Below are 17,539 nucleotides of genomic sequence, written 5' to 3'. Positions count from 1 at the left end.
GCCCGCTCCCACAGGGTTCTTCGTTGTCTTCAAGAAACGGGGGTGGTTTGCGCCGCACCACCCTCAAGCTTGCGCCAGAGCAACCGCACGTTGGCCTTGCGCACCAGCGCGCAGCGGTACAGACGAATTTCCAGTGGCACATGCCATTGCGGGCCGCCGCAGACCACCAACTCACCGCGAGCCAGTTCGGCGCGCACGCTCAGTTGCGGCACCCAGGCAATGCCCAAGCCCTCCAGCGCCATGCTTTTCAGGCTGTCGGCCATGGCGGTTTCGTAAATAGTGGTGAATCGCAGCGCCCGCTGGCGCAACAGCATGTTCACCGAACGTCCAAGAAACGCACCGGCGCTGTAGGCCAATAGCGGCACGCTGGCCTCGCCTTCCAGGTCGAACAACGGTTTGCCATCGGCATCGGCGGCGCAGACCGGGAGCATTTCGGTGTCCCCCAGGTGCAGCGACGGGAAAATCTCCGGGTCCATTTGCATGGCCGCATCCGGGTCGTAAAACGCCAGCATCAGATCGCAGCCGCCTTCGCGCAACGCATGCACGGCATCACCAACGTTGGTCGCCACCAGTCGCGTGGCGATGTTCAGCCCTTCGTTGCGCAACTGCGCGATCCAGCGCGGGAAAAAACCCAGTGCCAGGGAGTGAGCAGCGGCAACCTGCATCACCTCGCCCTGCCCGCCTTCCAAATGATGAAGGTGGCGCAGCACCTCACCGAGCTGTTCGACCACGGTTCGCGCGGTAACGAGAAACAGCTGTCCTGCCGCTGTCAGCTCAACCGGCGTGCGGGAGCGATTGACCAAAGTCAGCCCCAGCGCGGCTTCGAGGCTGCGGATCCGCCGGCTGAATGCCGGCTGAGTCACGAAGCGTCGTTCAGCTGCCTGGGAGAAGCTGCGGGTGGCGGCCAGAGCACTAAAGTCCTCGAGCCATTTACTTTCCAGATTCATTTCGCCCTCCCGGGGCACGCACCAATTTAGGTCACACGCTCGCCGTACACGCGGCGTCACACGGGCATTATGCCGAATGTGCATAGGCTAGTGTTTAACAGCATTTGCCCAAAATTCTTCACAAGCCTAGCATTTGCAGTGTTCCGGCACAGACCGGGTCCCTATCGAGATGATTTCTATCATGTCTTCCGCTGCATCTTTCCGCACAGAAAAAGACCTGCTTGGCGTACTCGAAGTACCTGCTCAAGCGTATTACGGCATCCAGACCCTGCGAGCGGTGAATAATTTCCGTCTCTCCGGTGTTCCGATTTCGCATTACCCGAAACTGGTTGTCGGTCTGGCAATGGTCAAACAGGCCGCCGCTGACGCCAACCGCGAGTTGGGTCACCTGAGCGAAGCCAAGCACGCTGCCATCAGCGAAGCCTGTGCCCGATTGATCCGCGGCGATTTCCACGAAGAATTCGTGGTGGACATGATTCAAGGCGGCGCTGGCACTTCGACCAACATGAATGCCAACGAAGTCATCGCCAACATCGCGCTGGAGGCCATGGGCCACAGCAAGGGCGAATACCAGTACCTGCACCCGAACAACGACGTGAACATGGCGCAGTCGACCAACGACGCCTACCCGACCGCGATCCGTCTGGGTCTGCTGCTGGGTCACGACGCGCTGCTGGCCAGCCTCGACAGCCTGATCCAGTCGTTCGCCGCCAAAGGTGAAGAATTCAGCCACGTTCTGAAGATGGGTCGTACCCAGCTGCAAGACGCCGTGCCGATGACCCTGGGCCAGGAATTCCGCGCCTTCGCCACCACCCTGAGCGAAGACCTGGCGCGTCTGAAGACCTTGGCACCTGAGCTGCTGACCGAAGTGAACCTGGGCGGTACCGCAATCGGTACCGGCATCAACGCCGACCCGCGTTACCAGGCCCTGGCCGTTCAGCGTCTGGCAACCATCAGCGGTCAACCGCTGGTACCGGCCGCCGACCTGATCGAAGCCACCTCCGACATGGGCGCCTTCGTGCTGTTCTCCGGCATGCTCAAGCGCACCGCGGTCAAGCTGTCGAAGATCTGCAACGACCTGCGCCTGCTGTCCAGCGGCCCACGCACCGGCATCAACGAAATCAACCTGCCTGCGCGTCAGCCAGGCAGCTCGATCATGCCAGGCAAGGTCAACCCGGTAATTCCGGAAGCCGTGAACCAGGTTGCTTTCCAGATCATCGGCAACGACCTGGCCCTGACCATCGCGGCCGAAGGCGGCCAGCTGCAACTGAACGTGATGGAACCGCTGATCGCCTTCAAGATCTTCGACTCGATCCGCCTGCTGCAGCGCGCCATGGACATGCTGCGCGAACACTGCATCGTCGGCATCACCGCCAACGAAGAGCGCTGCCGTGAGCTGGTCGAACACTCGATCGGCCTGGTCACCGCGCTGAACCCTTACATCGGCTATGAAAACGCCACCCGCATTGCCCGTATCGCTCTTGAAAGCGGCCGTGGCGTGTTGGAACTGGTGCGCGAAGAAGGCTTGCTCGACGAAGAAATGCTCGCCGACATCCTGCGCCCGGAAAACATGATCGCTCCGCGTCTGGTGCCTCTGAAGGCTTGACCAAACGCCGGCTCTGATGAGAGCCACGCTCACCAGGTCGAGGGACTAGACACCTCTCACCTTTTGAGGGCTTGGGGATTTACTCCCTCAAGCCCTTTTTTTTAACCCGTTTGCGGATTTTCACAACATGTTGAATGTTTTCAGTGCCGCCAAGATCGCAGCCTTCGACAGCTTCCACAGGATTTGATATCCCCCAGAAGCTGCCGAAGGCTGCGATTTTTTGATTTTGCAGCGCCCTCGTTCGTCGCTTGCACCACAATCGTGCAGACGGCCGGCGCTCTCCTAGGTATAGTGCCGGCCCTCTTCGCGTGAGCGGTCGTCGTTAACGAGGCCCAAACCCATGCGAAACCCGAACTAATAAAACCCGCGATATGGAAACGGAACGTACCTCGACCCACCTGTTGTGCCCCGCGCAAGCCGGTGTAACGCGATGTGTCGGCCCATCCAGTATTCGCACACACAAAAAATAGCGAGGAATAATCCATGCTCGAAGTCATCAACGACTTCCTCTCAGGGAAAGTACTGATCGTGCTCATTGTCGGGCTCGGTAGCTACTTCACGATCCGCTCGCGTTTCGTTCAGTTCCGCCATTTCTTTCACATGTTCGCGGTGTTCCGTGACAGCCTCAAAAGCAGCGCTGGCCAGCTCAGCTCCTTCCAGGCCCTGATGCTCAGCCTGGCCGGCCGCGTCGGTGCGGGCAACATCGCGGGTGTCGGCATCGCCGTGACCCTGGGTGGCCCCGGTGCGGTGTTCTGGATGTGGGTGACCGCGCTGGTCGGCATGTCCAGCAGCTTCTTCGAATGCTCCCTCGGCCAGCTCTACAAGCGCTGCGACTCCGAAGGCCAGTTCCGTGGCGGCCCGTCCTATTACATCCAGCACGGCCTGCAGAAACGCTGGTTGGGAATGATCATGGCGTTCTTGCTGCTGATCACCTTTGGCTTCGCCTTCAACGGCCTGCAAGCCCACGCCGTAACCCACTCGTTGAACAATGCCTTCGGCCTCGACACCACGTACACCGGCCTTGGCCTGGCGGTATTGCTGGGTCTGGTGTTCATCGGTGGTATCAAGCGGATCGCCAAGGTCGCTGACCTGCTGGTGCCGGTGAAAACCCTGGTGTACATCGGCGTGACCATCTACGTGATCGTGCTGCAGTTCGACCACGTTCCAGGCATGTTGATTACCATCGTCAAAAGCGCCTTCGGTCTGGACCAGGCGTTCGGCGGCCTGATCGGCAGCGCCATTGTCATGGGCGTGAAGCGCGGCGTGTTCGCCAACGAAGCAGGCCTGGGCAGTGCGCCGAACGTGGCCGCCGTGGCCTCGGTCGAGCACCCGGTTTCGCAAGGCGTGGTTCAAGCGTTCAGCGTGTTCCTCGACACCTTCGTGATCTGCACCTGCACCGCGTTGCTGATCCTGCTGTCGGGCTTCTACACCCCGGGCTTCGAAGGCGACGGCATTGCCCTGACCCAGAACTCCCTGGCTGCTGTGGTCGGCGAATGGGGCCGGATGTTCATCTCCGTGGCCCTGGCGTTGTTCGTGTTCACCTCGATCCTCTACAACTACTACCTGGGCGAGAACAACCTGCGCTTCATGATCGGCGAAAACCGCAAGGCGCTGATCGGCTACCGCGCACTGGTACTGGTATTGATCTTCTGGGGTGCCATCGAGAACCTGGGCACGGTGTTCGCGTTCGCCGACATCACCATGACCCTGCTGGCGTTCGTGAACCTGATCGCGCTGTTCCTGCTGTTCAAGGTCGGCATGCGTATCATGCGTGACTACGATGACCAGCGCGCTGCCGGCATCAAGACTCCAGTGTTCGATTCGAGCAAGTTCCCGGATCTGGACCTGGACCTGAAAGCCTGGCCAGCCAATCCGTCAGCCGCTCCTCAAGTGCAGACTGAGCCGCAAGGCGTGACCGCAGCGCAACGCTGATCGGTAAAAAACCGGGCGCATCCCCTGCGCCCGGCGTGACACAGCTTGCGACCGGCGTCATGCTCGGTCGCATGTTGTGGCAGCTTTTTTGATGCTGCCGTTTTGGTTCGGGTTTGAGACCACGTCGCTGCCATCGCGAGCAGGCTCGCTCCCACATCGTTTTCGGAGAACCTCCATGAATTCCTCGACTTTTCCTGCTGCCCAGCACGTCATGGTGCTCTACACCGGCGGCACCATCGGTATGCAAGCCAGTGCCCACGGCTTGGCGCCAGCGTCCGGTTTCGAATCGCGGATGCGCGAGTATCTGCACAGCCAGCCTGAGCTGGTGGTGCCGCAGTGGCGCTTTCGCGAGATGGCGCCGCTGATCGACAGCGCCAACATGACGCCCGCCTACTGGCAGCAACTGCGTGAAGCAGTGGTCGACGCCGTTGATGTCCAGGGCTGCGACAGCGTGTTAATCCTGCATGGCACCGACACCCTGGCCTACAGCGCCGCAGCCATAAGCTTTCAGCTGCTCGGCCTGCATGCCCGCGTTGTGTTCACCGGCTCCATGCTGCCGGCCGGCGTAGCCGACAGCGATGCCTGGGAAAACCTCAGCGGTGCATTGGTTGCTCTTGGCCAAGGCCTGGCACCGGGCGTTCATCTGTACTTCCACGGAGAACTGCTCGACCCGACCCGGTGCGCCAAGGTTCGCAGCTTCGGCCGTCATCCGTTCAAGCGGCTGGAGCGTCAGGGCGGCGGCGTGAAGGCGACTTCCGTGCCGGCGCAGCTGAACTACAACCAGCCTAAACAGCTGGCGAAGGTCGCGGTGCTGCCGCTGTTCCCGGGCATCGGTGCCGATCAACTGGATGGCCTGCTCAACAGCGGTATTCAGGGTCTGGTACTGGAATGTTATGGCAGCGGTACCGGGCCGAGCGACAACCCCGAGTTTGTCGTCAGCCTGGAACGGGCGCGGGACAAAGGTGTGGTGGTGGTCGCGGTGACGCAATGTCATGAAGGTGGTGTGCAGCTCGACGTATACGAGGCCGGTAGCCGCTTGCGTGACGCCGGGGTGTTGTCCGGTGGCGGCATGACTCGCGAGGCGGCGTTTGGCAAGTTGCATGGACTGCTGGGTGCAGGGCTTGAGACCACTGAAGTTCGGCGACTGGTTGAACTCGACCTGTGCGGCGAACTGAGCTGACAAATCACAAAACCCTGTGGGAGCGGGCTCTTGTGGCGAGGGGGCTTGCCCCCGTTGGAGTGCGAAGCGCTCCCCAAGAGCCAGTAGGCGCGCTCTTCAGTTAATGCGCGGCACCCATTTACGACTGCTTCGCAGCCGAACGGGGGCAAGCCCCCTCGCCACAAAAAGCCCGCTCCCACAGGATCGTCGTTGGGCATATAACTTGCTCGCCTCCGGCTACTTAACGGCTGGAACTACCCATGCTCCACTCCCACCTCACCACCCTCAATGCCGTCTCTCTGGTGCTCAACACCTTCAAGGCCGAAGGCCTGTCCAGCGAAGCGTTATTGGCTGGCAGCGGCATCAGCGCGGCGGATTTGAGCCGGGCGGACACGCGCATCACCACCAACCAAGAGATGCTGGTTTGCGCCAACGCCGTCGCATTACGTCGCGATATCGGCCTGGAGCTGGGTCGGCGGATGCACGTCTCGTCCTACGGCATGCTCGGGTACGCCTTACTCACCAGCGCCACTTTAGGTGACGCGTTGCGATTGGCGCTGCACTATCCGGCGCTATTGGGAACACTGTTCGAGTTGAGCCTGGAAGAAGAGGACGAGCGCATCTGGCTCACCGCAGGCGACTATCGGGAAAATCCGGCGCTGGCACCATTCAATGTCGAGTTTTGCCTGGTTTCGATGAAAGTCACCTGCGAAGACTTGCTTGGCCACCCTCTGCCTCTGCTCGGCGCCCGCTTCGAACACCCGGCGCCTGACTATCAGGCGCACTACACCGAGCGTTTCGACTGCCCCTTGCAGTTCGATGCGGTGTCCAATGCCTTTGCTTTCGACAAACACTGGCTCGAACAACCCCTGCCTCTGGCCGACGCCATCACCCATCAGGCCATGGCCGAACGTTGCCGCAAGCAAAACACCGAATTCACCGGGCGCCAGGCCTGGCTCGGGCGTATCCGCCAACTACTCGCCGCACAACTCAACGCGGCGCCCGGGCTTGAAGGGTTGGCGGAACAAATGAATTGTTCGGCGCGGACTTTGCGCCGACATCTAAAGGACTTGGGCTGCAGCTATCAGGAATTGCTCGATGAGTTGCGCTTCGAGCAGGCCAAGCGAATGCTCTGCGAAGATCAATTGCCGATCTACCGGATTGCCGAGGCGTTGGGGTTCAGCGAGACCGCGAGCTTCCGACATGCGTTTGTGCGCTGGAGTGGTGTGGCGCCGAGCCAGTTCAGGCCACACCGATAACCCTGTGGGAGCGGGCTTGCCCGCGAAGAGGCCAGTACATTCGACGCATCTCCATTGACCGGACCACCGCTTTCGCGGGCAAGCCCGCTCCCACAGGTTCGGCATTCCATGCCCAATGTTGAAGCATCGGCGTGCGATCAAGGGGCGAATTTCGGTCAAATCTTTTGGCCATATCAATCCCCTTTTGGCCTTTCCTGCCGTTCTCCCAAACGCCGCCCGCCGCAAGACTGTATGCAACCGAATCAGCCTGCGGAGAACAAGAATGCTGACGATCTACTCGGACGATCACCACTTGCATCACGGCCGTTGTGAATTGATGGACGGGCAATTGATGCCCTGCTTCGAAATGCCCTCGCGGGCCGACCATGTGCTGGCACGCGTACAGTCCCGCCATCTGGGCCCGGTCGAGTCGCCGCAGGATTTCGGTCTAGAGCCGATTCAGCGCATCCACAGCCGCGATTACCTCGACTTCTTCAAAGGGGCCTGGGCGCGCTGGACCGAGTTCAATACCGACGGCGACTTGCTGCCCTACACTTGGCCGGCCCGCACCTTGCGCCGGATCATGCCCACTAGCCTGCACGGCCAGCTCGGCTATTACAGCTTCGACGGCGGCGCACCGATTACCGCCGGCACCTGGCAAGCGGCGTATAGCGCGGCGCAAGTGGCGTTGACCGCGCAGGCGCAAATCCAGCGCGGTGCTCGCAGTGCTTTCGCCTTGTGCCGTCCACCGGGACACCATGCCGCCAGCGATTTGATGGGCGGTTATTGCTACCTCAACAACGCCGCCATCGCTGCTCAGGCATTCCTCGATCAAGGCCACAAAAAGGTCGCGATCCTCGATGTCGATTACCACCACGGCAACGGCACCCAATCGATTTTCTACGAACGCAGCGACGTGCTGTTCACCTCGATCCATGGCCATCCGCAAGCCGAGTTTCCGTTCTTCCTCGGTTACGAAGACGAACACGGTGAAGGCGCAGGTGAAGGGTTCAACTTCAACTACCCTTTGCCCGCCGGTTCAGGCTGGGACCGTTGGAGCGCAGCGCTGGAGCAGGCCTGCAAAGAGATCGAAAAGTACGGCGCCGACATCGTCGTCGTGTCCCTGGGTGTCGATACGTTCAAGGACGACCCGATCTCCCAGTTCAAACTCGACAGCCCGGATTACCTGGCGATGGGCGCGCGCATCGCGGGCCTCGGCAAGCCGACGCTGTTCGTGATGGAAGGCGGTTACGCGGTGGAAGAAATCGGCATCAATGCCGTGAACGTTCTCGAAGGTTTTGAAAGCGCCCAATGAGGAATTAGAACAATGAACCGACTCAAGCGTTTTATCGCGCCAGCGCTCTTGCCCACAGTGCTATGCGCCACGCTGCTCAGTGGTGCCGTTCACGCTGAAGAACGTACCTTGCGGGTGTACAACTGGTTCGACTACATCACCCCCAAGGCGCTGGAAGATTTCAAGACCCAGAACACCCAGACCAAACTGGTCTACGACATCTTCGACACCAACGAAGCGCTGGAGGCCAAGTTGCTGACCGGCAACTCCGGCTACGACGTGGTGGTGCCGTCCAACGTGTTCCTCGCCAAGCAGATCGAAGCCGGGGTGTTCCAGCCACTGGACCGCAGCAAACTGCCGAACTCGAACCACCTCGATCCGAAGCTGATGAAGCTGATCGAAGCCAACGACCCGGGCAACAAATTCGCCGTGCCGTACATGTACGGGACCATCCTGATCGGCTTCAACCCGGACAAGGTCAAAGCAGCGTTAGGCGATAACGCGCCGGTGGACAGCTGGGACCTGATCTTCAAGGAAGAGAACATCAGCAAGCTCAAGCAGTGCGGCGTGGCCCTGCTCGACTCGCCGTCAGAGATCCTGCCGCTGGCCCTGCAGCACCTGGGCCTGGACCCCAACAGCAAGAAGCCGGCGGACTACGCCAAGGCTGAAGCGCTGCTGATGAAGATTCGTCCGTACATCACCTACTTCCATTCGTCCAAGTACATGGCCGATATTGCCAACGGTGACATCTGCGTCGCAGTCGGTTATTCCGGCAGCTTCTCCCAGGCCGCCAACCGCGCCAAGGAAGCCAAGAATGGCGTAATCGTCGACATGCGCCTGCCCAAAGAAGGCGCGCCGATCTGGTTCGACATGCTGGCGATCCCCAAAGGCGCGAAAAACCCGGAAGACGCCTACACCTTCATAAACTACTTGCTGCAACCCCAAGTAATCGCGCCAGTCAGCGACTTCGTCGGCTACCCGAACCCGAACAAGGACGCCACGGAAATGGTCGACCCGGCGATCCGCAACAACCCGAACCTGTACCCGACCGAAGCGGCGATGAGCACGCTCTACACCCTGCAACCGTTGCCTCGTGATGCCGAACGGGCACGGACCCGCGCCTGGACCAAGATCAAGTCCGGCACTTGAAACCGTGAAAACCAAAGACCCGCGCCAGCGCGGGTCTTTTTTTGTCTGCGATATTTATCTACCGCCACCCGTCATCGTCGCCCCAATACCTTGCCCTGACCCGTCGCTGTTCGTGAACAGCGACCTCAGCCGTCAGAGAAGGAAATGACCATGTCCGACCCCTCCGCCCCCAGTGCAGTTGACGTACTGACCCTATTAGTCAGCGGCCCCTCGATCAACGAGGTTGCTTCGACCTTATTGCGTTCCGTGTTTGACCCGCTCTATCCGCAACTGAGCATCGACCCGGCCTTGACCCTGGTTGTCACCCCCGGCTGGATCATCAACGACCAACAGATTACCCATGGCGATCCTCGTTTCGAATCCCTCACCGATGTGCTCGTACGTCTCGCCTTGTCTGGAGACGCGGTGACTTACATCGACGGCGAACATTTCCTGACGCTGAAGCCGGGCGTCGAGCCGGCGATCCAGCTTCCGGTAAAAATCGATGCGATCGGTTGCCTGCTCAATGAACTCGCACCCGTGCTGTTTACCGCCTATCAGGAAAATCAGGTGGACTACTGGAACGATCCCGTCACACCCGACCACCCTCGCTGGTACCTGCTGTCGGATACCTTGCGCAACCAGTGGAATATCGCCGAAGACAACGGCTGGGACGCCGATCAACGGGCCATGGCGCGGGCCGTCTTCAATGAACCGGACAAGGCCCGGCGTCTTTCGGGTGACAAGTACAAGACCCGCGCCTGCCTGATCGATATCGACCTCGGCGAGGCGACTGACCGCAAGCACCTGAGTGTCCTCGATACCGCCGTGCTGATCGGCACGCTCGGCAATCGAACGCTGATCCTGACGCATTCAATCACCCAAGGCTTTCAACGCTTCGACTCATTCGACGCATTGGGGCAGTCGTTGACGCAAGTGCTAGCGGGACCCAACCCAGGCCTTTACTGGCGGTTGTTCGAGCCGCAAGGTAACTACTTCGATCAGCAGGCCTGCACATTGATTGCACTGGAAGCTGAGGCGATCGGTTACATCGATTTCTTCCAGAGCGTCAGCGAAACCGGTCTTGTTTCCCGACCCGGCAGTGCTGGCAATCAGGAACCGCCGGAGCGCCTCAAACCCCAGTTCAATCACATAGAACACGCATTGCCGCAATGGCTGGAAAAAGCATCGCCTGCAGATCAGACCTGCTATAGCCGACACCTGCTGGATCTGGCGGTATTCGAGCAACAAAACAGCGGAAAAACCTTTCAAAGAGAAATCCCCGACATTAAGCGCTTCACCCTGAATGCATTGGCCGAGCAATTGAACAAAAAGCACCCGCATGGCACTGACCTGAAACTCGACGACATCGAAATCAGCATTACCAGCGTTACCGTCTGGGGCACCTTCGTCTTCCCTGGCGACAACGAAACCCTGACCCTGAGCCTTGTCGAACTGGCCTTGCAGAACCTGGTCGGCCTGCCGCCGGGCAACAAGACCGTCCGCTACAAGAACGGCACGGCGGTACCGGCCTGGATGACCTACGACTACGTGGAAAAGCTGATCAGCGCCGTCAACATCGGTGCGACCTACCCGGCCATGCTCAAACGCCGACTGGTCGACGACGCCGCGCAAGCCTCATCACTGCAACGGCTCTATACCCGGCAACTGGCCATTGAACTGCCGTTGCTGACGCTGCAAAACAAGATCCGTGCACAAGCGGATGTTGATGAACAAGGCTATCGGTATGTCCTTGCCGCCCTGGCCAGCGAGCCGGCCGATCGACAGGTCGATGGGCAGGACATCGTCATCCGCCCGCTGGCCTTCGTCACCGGTAAAAATACCGGCGCCAGTGCCGACGAGGTCGTCAATATGTTCGTGATCGAGCCGCGCATACCGGACAAGGGCCCGTGCCTGCTCTATCGCCCGCTGCTCGACCCGCCACTGCTTCAATATCCGTCCCGCGCCAACCTGCTGTATGCCATTCACCATTCAAGATCGTTGCGCCAATCGGTTCTGGCCTGGCTACCGGACCGCGTCCGTTTCAACTATTCGCAATATGTATTTCCGGGCGCCTTGCCCTCGGTCTGGACGGTGCCGCAGTTGCTTATCGATCCTACGGTCTCGCCGCAAATGGCCGGGCCTGTTGTTCTGGGCGGACACGTCATTGAGCAGGATGTGCGAGCAACCCTGTTCAAGGCCAATGCCCGGGCGTTGATCACTCAGGCGGATCGCCAGTCGGTCTCCAATGCCGAGGCGCGCTGGGCCACCCTCAAACGCGGAGGCTGGATGATCTTCAATGCCGCGCTACCGTTTCTGGGGCGCGGCATCGGCACGGCCGCGTGGATCTGGCAAATCATGGATGATCTGCAAGAAGTCGCCGACAGCCAGGAACACCCGCAAGAATCGCTGGCAGGGTCGGCACTGGCCGATATCTTCCTGACACTGGGCATGGTGCTGGCGCATCGCGCCGCCGTTCGGAAAAAACCGCGCCTTGCGCCTTCGGCCAGTCCGGTAACGGCACGCACTGTTGAAGAGAAAACCCCATCAACCCCATCAACTCCAATCACTGCTATCCGGCAGCCAGACCTGCCCACACATGAACTCCCACAAACCCACGCAACATCGCTTCACGGCATCGGCGCCTTGCAACGTTCCCTACCGGCGCTGGAATCATTTCTGGACACTCTGATGATCCCGGCCCCGCAAGGGCTCGCCGAACCGATGACCGAAGGGCCACACAAGCACCTGCGCGCCCACGGTCAACAGTGGTATGCCAAGGTCGGTGAGCGCTGGTTCGAGGTCATCCTCAACGATCATGAGGACGTACAAATCATCGACTCACGCCCACAACCTCCCCGCAGCGGGCCGTTGCTGATGAGCAATGTCCGGGGCGAGTGGTTCGTCGATCTGCGCTTGCGATTACGCGGTGGAGGTCTGAAAAGCCGACGCAAGCAAGTGCAGCGGGAAAATCAGGAGCGGTTGCGCAAGAAGAAGGAAGAAATCGCCGCGTTCGATGCCTCACTTGAAGGCCAGAAAACACAGCTCTTCAGTGTCCGACAAGCCATGCTGGCAGCCACACCTGACGCCGTCGAAAGTGCACGCCAACGGTTCCTCGACGAACTGGACTCACAGTTGAAAGCGTACAGCGCCCATATCGAGAACCTGAAGTCTCTGAACGTCCTGGAAGCCATTCCCAATTACCGCACCGCCATGCTCGACCGAATCACGCTGCAGCTGTTTCTGATGCAATCCTGGATCAACGAGCAATACCCAGTGTTCCGCAGCAGTCTGGGGGTCACACTGGAGTTGCTCGACAAGGAAAACCCGACGCCACAGGAAGAGCGTTCCGAGCCTTTCGAAAAAATGACCGACCAGACGCAGGGCATCATCGACAAACTCGAATTCGCTCAATCGCGCTTCGAGGAACTCAGCCTGCTGGGCAAGGAAGGCGCAGAGATCACACGCAGTGCCAAAGCCAAGCTCCCGACCTTTGATCTGCAGGATTTGAAGCTGCTGCAAATCACCCTGGGGCAGGCGCTGTGCCTCAAGCCCGGTACGACAGAGACTCTGGAACAAGCACGGCAGGGGCTGGAAAGCCTGATCGAAGACGCAGCCCTGAATATTCAAAGCTCGCTGGATCTGAGTGAAGATGAAAACCTGCACAACCTCGGTGACCGGATTGAGGCCCTGAACAACCTGGCCGAGCAGTTCGCAATCATCGACCAGCGTTTTCTCGACCTTACCAGCGAGTACCCGGAACAACTCATTCAGGAACGGCTTGATCAAGTGCAAAAACGTGTCGCCGAGTTCAGCCAGGACACTGTGCAACGATTGTCGAACCTGCTGCGAGAGCAACGGCTGATTGATCCTGTTCCCGGTCCGTCCAGATCGTCTTCAGCCCCTGCGAAAAAGATCATCAAAACCCGCTTCAAGGGCACGCTGGTCGGCAAGCCGCGCAAGGACGCCCGCGGACAGGACACAGACTTCGTCGACGTGGTGGCTCCACTGACGGGAAAAGTGATCGCCACCTTCCACGAAAAATCCCCGGGGGTGTGGGTAGAACGAGTGCCGGCCAAACCACCGGCACCGCCCAGGGCAACTCCCGACCTGTCCAAAAGTACGCAAGCCGGGCAGAACCTGCTCACTGAGTTGCCCGCTTTCAGGCGGCGCACCGAAGCCCACATCAACCGGGCGCAGCGCATCCCGACAGAGATCGAAGAGATCTACTACCTGCATGCCGAACAACTGAACGACGCGGTGAAAAAAATCGACCAGGCCTTGAGCGCCGGTAATATCAGCGAAAGCCGCTCCGCTGCCGCCACCACATTGCGCAACAAACTCGACAGCGCGGCTAAAGCGCTTTACACCACGGGCCGAAGCACCCGGATCGCCATGACCAAACAGCAAGCCCCCACTGCTGCCCGGGTCGAGTGGCTCAAAGGCAAAAGCGAGATCGAGATTGCGAAGGCAACGCAGCGCCGCCTCAAGGGGCCTCGCAAAGACTATCTGCTGGAATACGAGATTCTCGACAAACAAACCCAGGAGGTGCTGTGGTATGCCCACTTTCACTACGCCAACCCGGCCGATCCCTTGGCGTCATTCACCGCCGCGCACTTGAAAACGGTGGATCAGCGACGATTGGGAGGCGCCTACGAATGGCGTGATCCCCACAGCAATCAGGAACTCATTGCGATTCACCGCAGTGAGATCAGTCGCTCACTGGCGCAATCGTTGTTCTTCTCGTAAACCAAAAAACCTGCCCTTTCAATCGCACCAGGCCCTGCGCAAACGGGCCAGAGCCGCTTCGATCGCCGGCTCTGGCACCGCGGCAAAACCCAGCACCAGCCCGGCTCGCTGATCCAGCGGTGTTTGCGAGTCGGGCAACCAGTAAGTGCTCAGACCATTAATCTCGACGCCCACGCTTTGCGCTTTGGTAATCAACTCGCGCTCTCGGGCCACACTGCTCACTGATACCGTCAGGTGCAGGCCGGCCGCTACGCTGGGCAGCTTACCGACGCCCGGGATATCCACAGGCCAGCCATTGAGCAAGACGTTACGCCGACTCAACGCAGCACGGCGCATACGCCGGATGTGTCGCTGGAAGTGCCCGGCCGCCATGAACTCAGCCATTACCGCTTGAGTGCTGATCTCCGAATGCCGGACGTCCACCGCACGACGCTGGGAGAACGCATCAACCAATCCGGGCGGCAACACCAGGTAACCCAGTCTTAATGCCGGGAATGCGACCTTGCCGAAGGTGCCGACATACAGCACCCGCCCCTGCCGATCGAGTGCAGCCAACGGTGCCAGTGGCGCGCCGCTGTAGCGGTATTCGCCATCGTAGTCGTCCTCGACGATCCAGCCTTGGGTGCGTTCGGCCCAGGCCAACAATTCAAGACGTCGCGCCAGACTCATGACCACCCCGGTCGGGTACTGATGCGACGGTGTGACGTAAGCCAATCGACAATCGCTGAGCCCCGCCAATTGGGTGCAATCAATGCCCTCGCTGTCCACCGCGATCCCGTGCAATCGCGCACCGGCTACAGCGAACGCATGACCCGCCGCTCGATACCCCGGATTTTCAATGCCCACCCCATCTCCAGGCTCCACCAGCAACTGTGCACAAAGGCTAATCCCCTGTTGTGCGCCACTGGTGATCACTATTTGCTCAGCCGAGCACTGCATGCCCCTTGAGCTGCGCAAGTACGCAGCAATCAGCCCTCTCAATCGTGCATCACCCGCTGGGTCGCCGTAACACAGTTGCTGCAAATCCGGCTTGCGCCAGAAAGCCGCGTTCAGCTTGGCCCAGACCTCGAAAGGAAATAGATCAAAGGCCGGAACGCCAACACGAAATGCCCGAGGCGGACCACTGGGAGGCAAGGCCAAATGGTTCTTTTCAACCCGGCCCAAAGCACCGCTGTGGATAACTTTACTGGATGAAATCACAGGTAAATCCAGCCAATTTGTGGATAAGGCTGTGGGTAACCCTGTTGAAAACCCTGTGGATACTTTTGTGGATAATTTTTTTACCGGCACCGCGGCTTGAGGCAATTGCGCGACATAAGTCCCGTCGCCAACACGCCCCTCGATAAAGCCCTCAGCGTAAAGCTGATCGTAGGCACGGACCACGCTGTTGCGGGAAATCGATAACGCCGCCGCCAGATCGCGACTGGCCGGCAGTCGTGTGCCGCTGACCAATCGTCCGTCGAGCACTCGCACCCGCAGCGCTTGATAGAGCTGACGACTCAGGCCCTGACGGCGGTCGAGTTCGATACCCGCCGGATTGAACGACGAGGGGAGCGGCAGATTCGGCATGGTAATGGACCTATGAAATTGGTCATTAATGGCTCTTACAACAGACCAATAGCCTGCCTAGGATGAACGCATTCGCCAAGGAAAATTTCCATGTACACGCCCAGCAATTTCGCGATCGATGATTTGAATGAACTGCACCAGCAGATACGCGGCACTCGCCTTGCTGTCTTGGTCACCCACGGTGAACAAGGTCTGCAAGCCAGTCATCTGCCGCTGCTGCTGAATGTTGACCAAGGCCCGAATGGCACTCTCTACGGGCACTTCGCCCGGGCCAATCCACAATGGCGGGATTTGCAGAACGGCGCCGAGGCGCTGGTGATTTTTGCCGGTGCCGATGCCTACGTCAGCCCGGGGTTTTACCCGAGCAAAGCCGAGCACGGCAAAGTCGTGCCGACCTGGAACTACGTCGCCGTGCACGCCTATGGCATGGCCGAAGTGTTCACCGACGCCGATCGCCTGCGCACTCTGGTCAGCGCTCTGACTGATCGTCATGAAGCGGGTCGCATCAATCCATGGAAAGTCGCCGACGCCCCCACCGACTACATTGATGGCATGCTCAAGGCCATCGTCGGTTTTGCTTTGCCGATCCAGCGTCTGGAGGGCAAACGCAAGCTCAGCCAGAACCGCAATGCTGCAGACATCGCCGGTGTGCGCGAGGGGCTGGCCGCCAGCCCTGATGTGCACGACCAGGCCCTCGCCCACTTGATGCGTTAAGGAACCAACATGAGTCAGATCGACATCCGCCAGGTCACCACCGACGATCACACTGCCTGGCTGCCGTTGTGGCAAGCCTACTTGCGCTTCTACAACACCGAATTGCCCGATGCAGTCACCCAGAGCACCTGGCAGCGCCTGCTCGATCCGAGCGAACCGACCCATGGGGCGCTGGCCTGGGCCGATGGCAAAGCAGTGGGCATGGTGCATTTCATCTACCACCGCTCGAACTGGAGCATCGAAAACTCCTGCTACCTGCAAGACTTGCTGGTGACGCCCGAAACCCGCGGCACCGGTGTCGGTCGGCAACTGATCGAATTCGTCTACACCACGGCCAAGGCCGATGGCTGCTGCAAGGTTCATTGGCTGACCCACGAAACCAACGCCACCGCGATCCAGCTCTATGAGCGCATTGCCGAGCGTCCCGGTTTCATTCAGTTTCGCAACGTCCTGTAAGGTTCAAGGAGAGCAGCATGTCGACTTCACTCGCGGACTGGAAAGGTGTTCCGCCGCCCTCGGTGCAACTGATCGAAGGGCGGTTCATCCGCCTGGAAAAACTTGACCCGGCGCGTCATGCCGACGGCTTGTGGAAAACCCTGGAAGGCCCGGGTTCGGATCCGAAACTCTGGGACTATTTGCCTTATGGGCCTTTCCCGGAGCGCAGCGCTTTCAACGATTGGCTGAACAACCATGCGGCCAACAGCGACCCGTATTTCTTCACCGTGATCGACCGCGCCAGCGGCGATGTGCAGGGCATCCTCAGCCTGATGTCGATTGTCCCTGCTCAGGGTCGCATCGAGATCGGCCATGTGACCTTCGGCGCAGCGATGCAACGTTCGCCAAAAAGCACCGAGGCGGTTTACCTGCTGGCCAGGGAATCCTTTGCCTTGGGTTACCGGCGTCTGGAATGGAAATGCAACAACGGCAATGCCCGCTCCAAATATGCGGCAGAGCGGTTGGGATTCAGTTTTGAAGGGGTTTTCCGTCAACACATGGTGGTCAAGGGTAAAAACCGAGACACGGCGTGGTATTCGATTCTGGATTCGGAATGGCCGGCGATTGGCGCGGGGTTCGAGCGGTGGCTGTCCGATGAGAACCAGACGGAATCGGGGCAGGTGAAAACTCTGGTTGAGTGCCGCACCTGATGATCGTTCCCACGCTCCTGCGTGGGAATGCAGCCACGGACGCTCTGCGTTCGATCCG

The 17,539-nt window shown here is 59.8% G+C and carries 12 protein-coding genes; 10 read left to right on the top strand and 2 right to left on the bottom strand.

Annotation, left to right across the window (positions count from 1 at the left end):
* Nucleotides 1–29: 29 nt before the first annotated feature.
* Nucleotides 30–947, bottom strand: coding sequence for a LysR substrate-binding domain-containing protein (locus tag TU81_RS26825; RefSeq protein WP_038980569.1), 918 nt, complete (start codon nucleotides 945–947; stop codon nucleotides 30–32).
* A 181-nt stretch (nucleotides 948–1,128) separates the two neighbouring features.
* On the opposite strand from TU81_RS26825, the gene aspA reads away from it, so the two are divergent.
* The 7 genes from aspA (at nucleotide 1,129) to TU81_RS26790 (ending at nucleotide 14,053) form a co-directional block, all read left to right on the top strand.
* Nucleotides 1,129–2,553 (top strand): aspartate ammonia-lyase, encoded by a 1,425-nt coding sequence (aspA, locus tag TU81_RS26820; RefSeq protein WP_030132480.1) that lies wholly within the window; start codon nucleotides 1,129–1,131, stop codon nucleotides 2,551–2,553.
* A 483-nt stretch (nucleotides 2,554–3,036) separates the two neighbouring features.
* A complete protein-coding gene (locus TU81_RS26815) occupies nucleotides 3,037–4,485 on the top strand; it encodes an alanine/glycine:cation symporter family protein (protein WP_038980567.1) in 1,449 nt (482 codons plus the stop codon).
* Between the two features lie 175 nt (nucleotides 4,486–4,660).
* Entirely contained in the window at nucleotides 4,661–5,665 is a 1,005-nt protein-coding gene (locus TU81_RS26810) for an asparaginase (RefSeq protein ID WP_048397448.1), read from the top strand.
* Nucleotides 5,666–5,904: 239 nt separating this feature from the next.
* Nucleotides 5,905–6,903, top strand: coding sequence for an AraC family transcriptional regulator (locus tag TU81_RS26805; RefSeq protein ID WP_038980563.1), 999 nt, complete (start codon nucleotides 5,905–5,907; stop codon nucleotides 6,901–6,903).
* A 262-nt stretch (nucleotides 6,904–7,165) separates the two neighbouring features.
* The gene (locus TU81_RS26800) at nucleotides 7,166–8,197 is read left to right on the top strand and encodes a histone deacetylase family protein (RefSeq protein ID WP_048397447.1); all 1,032 of its coding nucleotides are present in this window, start codon (nucleotides 7,166–7,168) and stop codon (nucleotides 8,195–8,197) included.
* 12 nt (nucleotides 8,198–8,209) lie between these two features.
* Nucleotides 8,210–9,325, top strand: a complete 1,116-nt coding sequence (locus TU81_RS26795) for a polyamine ABC transporter substrate-binding protein (RefSeq protein WP_048397446.1) — start codon at nucleotides 8,210–8,212, stop codon at nucleotides 9,323–9,325.
* Nucleotides 9,326–9,475: 150 nt separating this feature from the next.
* Nucleotides 9,476–14,053 (top strand): dermonecrotic toxin domain-containing protein, encoded by a 4,578-nt coding sequence (locus TU81_RS26790; protein WP_048397444.1) that lies wholly within the window; start codon nucleotides 9,476–9,478, stop codon nucleotides 14,051–14,053.
* An 18-nt stretch (nucleotides 14,054–14,071) separates the two neighbouring features.
* Here TU81_RS26790 and pdxR read toward each other — a convergent pair whose 3' ends face one another.
* Complete coding sequence (gene pdxR / locus TU81_RS26785; RefSeq protein ID WP_048397442.1) at nucleotides 14,072–15,622, bottom strand: MocR-like pyridoxine biosynthesis transcription factor PdxR; 1,551 nt, start codon at nucleotides 15,620–15,622, stop codon at nucleotides 14,072–14,074.
* A 90-nt stretch (nucleotides 15,623–15,712) separates the two neighbouring features.
* Here pdxR and TU81_RS26780 point away from each other — a divergent pair, with 90 nt between their 5' ends.
* The 3 genes from TU81_RS26780 to TU81_RS26770 are packed head-to-tail and all read left to right on the top strand — an operon-like array spanning nucleotide 15,713 to nucleotide 17,481.
* A complete protein-coding gene (locus TU81_RS26780) occupies nucleotides 15,713–16,336 on the top strand; it encodes an FMN-binding negative transcriptional regulator (protein ID WP_038980555.1) in 624 nt (207 codons plus the stop codon).
* A gap of 9 nt (nucleotides 16,337–16,345) precedes the next feature.
* Nucleotides 16,346–16,792 carry a GNAT family N-acetyltransferase gene (locus TU81_RS26775; protein ID WP_038980554.1) on the top strand — a complete coding sequence of 149 codons (447 nt, stop codon included), beginning with the start codon at nucleotides 16,346–16,348 and terminating at the stop codon, nucleotides 16,790–16,792.
* A 17-nt stretch (nucleotides 16,793–16,809) separates the two neighbouring features.
* Nucleotides 16,810–17,481 (top strand): GNAT family N-acetyltransferase, encoded by a 672-nt coding sequence (locus TU81_RS26770; RefSeq protein ID WP_048397440.1) that lies wholly within the window; start codon nucleotides 16,810–16,812, stop codon nucleotides 17,479–17,481.
* The last annotated feature ends 58 nt before the right edge of the window (nucleotides 17,482–17,539 follow it).

Source organism: Pseudomonas lini (assembly GCF_001042905.1).
Classification (GTDB): Bacteria; Pseudomonadota; Gammaproteobacteria; order Pseudomonadales; family Pseudomonadaceae; genus Aquipseudomonas; species Aquipseudomonas lini.
The sequence above is the reverse complement of the archived record's forward strand: the minus strand, read 5'-3'. Positions and strand labels throughout refer to the sequence as shown.